At 46.4% G+C, this 5,742-nt stretch carries 7 protein-coding genes; 6 read left to right on the top strand and 1 reads right to left on the bottom strand.

Annotation, left to right across the window (positions count from 1 at the left end):
- A partial coding sequence (gene groEL / locus RMO35_RS21035; RefSeq protein ID WP_309743928.1) for a chaperonin GroEL occupies positions 1 to 1,084 on the top strand: 1,084 nt, incomplete at its 5' end.
- 114 nt (positions 1,085 to 1,198) lie between these two features.
- Here the strand turns inward: groEL and RMO35_RS21030 are convergent.
- Entirely contained in the window at positions 1,199 to 2,134 is a 936-nt protein-coding gene (locus RMO35_RS21030) for an ADP-ribosylglycohydrolase family protein (RefSeq protein WP_309743926.1), read from the bottom strand.
- Between the two features lie 308 nt (positions 2,135 to 2,442).
- On the opposite strand from RMO35_RS21030, the gene RMO35_RS21025 reads away from it, so the two are divergent.
- The 5 genes from RMO35_RS21025 to RMO35_RS21005 form a co-directional block, all read left to right on the top strand.
- Positions 2,443 to 2,673, top strand: coding sequence for a hypothetical protein (locus RMO35_RS21025; RefSeq protein ID WP_309743924.1), 231 nt, complete (start codon positions 2,443 to 2,445; stop codon positions 2,671 to 2,673).
- Complete coding sequence (locus tag RMO35_RS21020) at positions 2,661 to 3,062, top strand: type II toxin-antitoxin system VapC family toxin (RefSeq protein ID WP_309743922.1); 402 nt, start codon at positions 2,661 to 2,663, stop codon at positions 3,060 to 3,062. The genes RMO35_RS21025 and RMO35_RS21020 overlap by 13 nt, the downstream gene beginning before the upstream one ends.
- 244 nt (positions 3,063 to 3,306) lie before the next feature.
- Positions 3,307 to 4,692: a D-alanyl-D-alanine carboxypeptidase gene (locus RMO35_RS21015; RefSeq protein WP_309743920.1), complete on the top strand. Its 1,386-nt coding sequence runs from the start codon at positions 3,307 to 3,309 to the stop codon at positions 4,690 to 4,692.
- Between the two features lie 66 nt (positions 4,693 to 4,758).
- On the top strand, positions 4,759 to 5,016 hold the full coding sequence (locus RMO35_RS21010; RefSeq protein ID WP_309743918.1) for a hypothetical protein: 258 nt from the start codon (positions 4,759 to 4,761) through the stop codon (positions 5,014 to 5,016).
- Between the two features lie 54 nt (positions 5,017 to 5,070).
- Positions 5,071 to 5,742, top strand: a 672-nt coding sequence (locus tag RMO35_RS21005) for an AAA family ATPase (RefSeq protein WP_309743916.1), incomplete at its 3' end; no start/stop codon positions are given.

Below are 5,742 nucleotides of genomic sequence, written 5' to 3'. Positions count from 1 at the left end.
CGAAATCACCGAAGGGATGCGTTTTGATAAGGGTTATATCTCCCCTTACTTCGCGACTGACATGGAGCGGATGGAAGCAGTTCTCGAACAGCCTTACATCCTGATTACTGACAAGAAAATCAACTTGGTTCAGGATCTCGTTCCCATCTTGGAGCAAGTCGCTCGTTCCGGTCGTCCTTTGCTGATTTTAGCTGAAGACATCGAAAAAGAAGCCCTCGCTACCTTGGTAGTCAACCGTCTGCGTGGTGTCCTCAACGTAGCCGCTGTGAAAGCGCCTGGTTTCGGCGATCGTCGCAAAGCCATGCTCGAAGATATCGCAGTTTTAACTGGCGGTCAATTAGTAACTGAAGATGCTGGTTTGAAACTAGATGCTACTAAACTAGAATCTTTAGGTCAAGCACGTCGCATCACGATTACCAAAGATAGCACCACGATCGTTGCTGAAGGCAATGAAGCAACTGTCAAATCGCGTTGCGAACAAATCCGTCGTCAAATGGACGAAAGCGATTCTTCCTACGACAAAGAGAAGCTCCAAGAGCGTCTGGCTAAATTAGCTGGTGGTGTCGCAGTCATCAAAGTTGGTGCTGCTACCGAAACCGAAATGAAAGACCGTAAATTACGGTTGGAAGATGCGATCAACGCGACCAAAGCCGCAGTTGAAGAAGGTATCGTTCCCGGTGGTGGTACGACTCTAGCTCACCTCTCTCCCGAACTCGAAACTTGGGCACAAGCTAACCTCAAAGATGAGGAATTAACTGGTGCGCTAATCGTTACCCGCGCCCTCTCAGCTCCGCTCAAACGGATTGCTGAAAACGCTGGTCAAAATGGTGCAATTATCGCCGAACGCGTTAAAGAAAAATCCTTTGATGTCGGCTACAATGCTGCCACAAATGAGTTCGTAGACATGTTTGAAGCTGGTATCGTTGACCCTGCGAAAGTCACGCGCTCGGCTCTCCAAAATGCCGCTTCGATCGCAGCCATGATCCTCACAACTGAGTGCATCATCGTTGACAAACCAGAACCTAAAGACGGTGGCGCTGGTGCGGGCGGCCCAATGGGTGCTGGTGACTACGGCGATTACTAATCTCTAACTTTTAATAATTTTTAGAGGGGAAACCCGTTAATCTCGATCGCTATCTTCATCTGAAGGTAGCGATTTTTTATCGCTCGATCTTAGGTCAATTTGTATGTACGTAAACTAACCTAATCGGTGCCATAATAATCGATCGAGTAAAGGCTGAAAGATTTCTTGTCCGCGTAATTGTTTGCGCCATCGATCGGGTATACTTGCCACTCCATCGCGAATCCCCGCAATTCCGCCAGCAATGCAAGCAGTGGTGTCGGTGTCTTTTCCTAACGAGATCGCGTGTTTTATAACTAATTCATAGCTGTCATTTTCCATGACCATGCGTGCCGATCTCAAAGCATCAATGACATAACCACTACCTTTCCCTTCCGCCGGATCTTCAGGACGTACTGCCCAGTCTAAAATGGCTAGAAAGTCTGGATTTGTCGATCGATAAACCGAGCGCAGGATCGTGCTGGCAGTGTGCCAAGGATCGGGGACACAATCGAGCATATACCTTGCCCACAGACAATAAAGAGCGCAGCAAATCTGACAATAAGGATCGCCATGAGTTGTCCGAGATTGTAAATGGGCATCAACAATCAGTTCGCTGTCGGTACCTTGATGCCATAAAACGAGGGGTAATGTCCGCATCAACGAACCATTCCCTCTAGCTTGGTTGTTGGTTATACCTGCCAAGATACTTGGAGTCCCTGATTCGATCGCAAAAATAGCATTAGCAGTGCGAATGCCCACATCGAACACACGATTATCGACAGCTAGATAGCCAGAGCGATACCAATCGACAAACCTTTGCCCCAAATCATCGGGATCGAGTCGATTTCGATCGAGCAATGAAGCCAGTAAACAGAGAGCCAGTGCGCCATCATCAGACCATGTACCGACAGGCGTACCTTGATGAGAACGCTGGAAGCCTGCCGGAGGATTCATTTCTAGCAATTCAATTGGGGGTAAGAATTGAGGTTCGTGAAATTCGTAGGGAACACCCACGGCATCGCCAATTAATAGACCGATAATTCCACCGATAATTTGTTCTGAACGATCCATATTGTCTCGATCCAATTGCTTGAAATTGTAGTTTAGATTTATAGGCTGGGTAAAGCCAAGCAAAACCCAACAGCAACAATGTTGTTGGCGAAGCCTACAGAAGGTAATCGAATCTCTATCATCATGAGTAGATTATAATAGGAGCCGAGCTTACCAATGAAACCGATGGTCGCTAACTTTCTCTACTGGACAACCGCAGATATCGATGTAATGCCTGATGATTACTGCTAGCTGCGTTATGAAATTATCACAGCATTCACGTAGCCTCCCTGAACAAGAATCAGCATATTATTTGGAATAAGGATTAAATGCTAAAAAGTTATGAAGCAATTTATGAGAATGGTCAGGTAACATGGCTGACAGAGCAACCACAGGTTAGTTCTGCTCGAATTATTGTTACTGTTCTGTCAGAAGATACTCAGAACACAGTTCCTCTCAAGCGTCGAATTCCTCCGGCTGCTATGGCTGGTAAGGTTAAAATTCTAGGTGATATTGTCAGTCCGATTGTGGACGAAGAGGACTGGGAATGTCTGAAATAATTGTGCTAGACACTCACATCTGGCTGTGGTTTATTAATGGTAATTTGGATCGATTTCCCTCTCGTTGGCTAGATAAAATCGAGGCTGCAAGTAGAGTTGGTGTTTCGCCAGCTTCTTGTTATGAAATTGCTTTAGCTCATAATCGTGGACGGATAGAATTACTCTCGACTGCTGAAGAATGGTTTGAATCATCACTAGCAAATGCAGGTATCGAACTATTTCCACTTACGGAAGTAGTCGCTATCCATGCAGTAGAGTTATCGCCTATTCATAAAGATCCCTTCGACAGACTAATTATTGCAACAGCTTTAGTCTATGGGGCAAAGCTAGCAAGTGTCGATCGCGTATTTTCCCGATATCCAGAACTCGATATTTGCCTAATGAAGTAGCAAATTCTCAATAGAATATAATAAAAACAGAGTTTGGCGATACTCTCACTTCACCGCTATTACCTGGATTTAGTGCAGAGATCGAAGGAATCTTCTCCTAACTATATAAAGAGATTTTCCCCTTACGATCTGTGCAATAGTAGTCGGTCGAGTAGAGGCTGAAAGATTTCTTGTCCGCGTAATTGTTTGCGCCTTCGATCGATCCTTAACGCGATCGAGACACAGAAGATGTCAAGATAGGGAGTTGACTAAAGAGTTCTGTCACTTGCCAACTGCTCTAAATATGCTGCAATTAGTTTCTTCGGGATTTGTCGGGATGTGGTTGAATGCGGCGGGGGTGAGTGTCCCGCCAGCAGCGCCAGCGCAAGCGGTGACGTGGCAAGGCATGTCGTGGCTCACTCCCGCGACACCTGTGGAGCCAACAGTCGAAACTAAGATCGCCCAATATCTGCAAACCCTCAAAACCCAAGGTTTAGATCCTCAACAGCAAGCAGTGTGGCTGCGTACCGATAGTAATCTGCTGATCGATCGCAATGGTACGATTCCGGTTTCTGCCGCCTCCTTGACGAAGACAGCCACCTCTCTGGCGGCGATTACCACCTGGGGATTGGATAAACGGTTTGAGACGATCGTTAGTGCTAATGGCAAGATCGAGGGGGGGACATTAACAGGCGATCTGATCGTGCGGGGTGGTGGCGATCCCTTATTTGTCTGGGAAGATGCGATCGCGCTGGCTCAAAGTTTGAATAAATTGGGCATTAATCATGTCAGCGGCAATCTCATTGTGGTCGATAAATTCCACATGAATTACAAAGCCGATCCGCAAAAAGCTGGTGAATTACTCAAGCAAGCTTTCACGGGAATCAATCTCCCGCCAGCACTATTAGCTACCGAGCTTAAAGATGTCAATATCGTCAAGTTACCCACAGCACCAACCGACAGCAAGACAACAAAATTACCCCAAGTCAAAATCGCGGGCAAAGTCATCGTTAGTAGCGAGCCGCCAGCAGTAATTACACCGTTAATTCGCCACCAGTCGCTACCACTCGTCGATATCGTGCGCCAGATGAATATCTACAGCAACAACGAAATCGCCCAAATCCTTGCCGATAGCGTCGGCGGTGCCGAGCAAGTGATGAAAATCGTCTCGACTACGGCGAACTTCCCACCTGCGGAGATTCAACTGATTAATGGTTCTGGCTTAGGCGTCCAAAATCGCCTCTCACCCCGCGCAGTCTCTCAAATCTTCCGCACCCTCCACCAAACCCTCCAACCCCTCAATCTCAACCTCGCAGACATCTTTCCTGTAGCTGGCGCGGAATATATCGGCACGCTCAAAGATCGCAATTTACCCGTCGGTACGACGATCAAAACAGGTACCCTCAATGAAGTGAGTGCCTTAGCGGGTGTACTACCAACACGCGATCGCGGTTTAGTCTGGTTTGTCATCGTCAACAAAGGCACTCAAATCGCCAAACTCCGCCAGCAGCAAGACACCCTCCTCCAATCGCTCCAGACAGAATGGGGACGAGTCACCCCCACACCCCTAGTAGTCACCAAACACGATCGCGCACCAGCATACTTCGGCGATCCCGATCGTAACATCGCGATCGCCCCCACATCGCGCTAAAGATATGCGATCGATCTACTCGCCCAGCGGGGAATAATAAGCATAATTTCAATTCTAATTAAATTTATGCTATTTACCCTGTCAGCCATGACGATCGCACCCCATCCTGAATTATTTGTACCGACAATTGTAGATCTGGGTGCTAATATCCAGATCCAATTTGGCATTTTTACGCATGGATTATTACTCGCCGAACAATTTCAAAGTACTGACATTTTGGGTAATATTCAGGGTGGTTGGAATGACTTTCTCCAGACTGGCAAAGCTGGTGCTTTAGCCGTCGGTTTGGTGATGGGCTATATGATTCGGGGCGTTACGCGTTAATTCATAGTTAATAGTTAAGATGACGATCGATATTTCGCAATTGAGAGGTTAAGATTGAGTTTCGATCCCGAATTATGTCGAAATGAAAGCGAAGTCGAAAGTAAACTTATCGTTCGATACTTACTCCCAAAACTAGGCTACTCGCCCGATACATGGCATCAGGAAGTAAAATTTGGTAAGATTCGGCTGGACTTTCTGGCTTTCACCCAAAAACTACCATTTAAATTAGGTTTGCCTGTGCGGGGTTTAATTATCGAAGCCAAGCATCCGCGCAAAAATTTAGATAAACATGTCTATCAGCTTCGCACCTATTTAACTAGTTTAGATATTAGTTATGGACTATTGACAAATGGCAAAGAAATCAGAATTTATCACCAGGTAGCAGGAGCCGTTCGGTTAGTATTTCAATGCCCAACCCAAGATATAGACGATCGCTTATCGGATATAATTCAGCTCATCGGACGTGAGTTTATCCATAAACAGTTAGTTCAAAGCTTACCCGATCCATCACCGCCATCGCAGCCTGTATCCGCACCAATTTACGCATCTTCCCCAGCATTACTTATGAAAACTATTGCCATCTACCACAACAAAGGCGGCGTCGGTAAAACTACCGTCTCTACCAATCTCGCTGCGGCTCTGAGCAAACGCGGCTTGCGAGTATTATTAATCGATATCGACGCTCAGGCAAATAGTACCTTTGCAACAGGTTTAGTTAAGTTTCAG

The sequence above is a fragment of the Chamaesiphon sp. OTE_20_metabat_361 genome (assembly GCF_031364565.1).
Note: the sequence above shows the minus strand (reverse complement) of the source record. Positions and strands in the feature narration are given on the sequence as shown.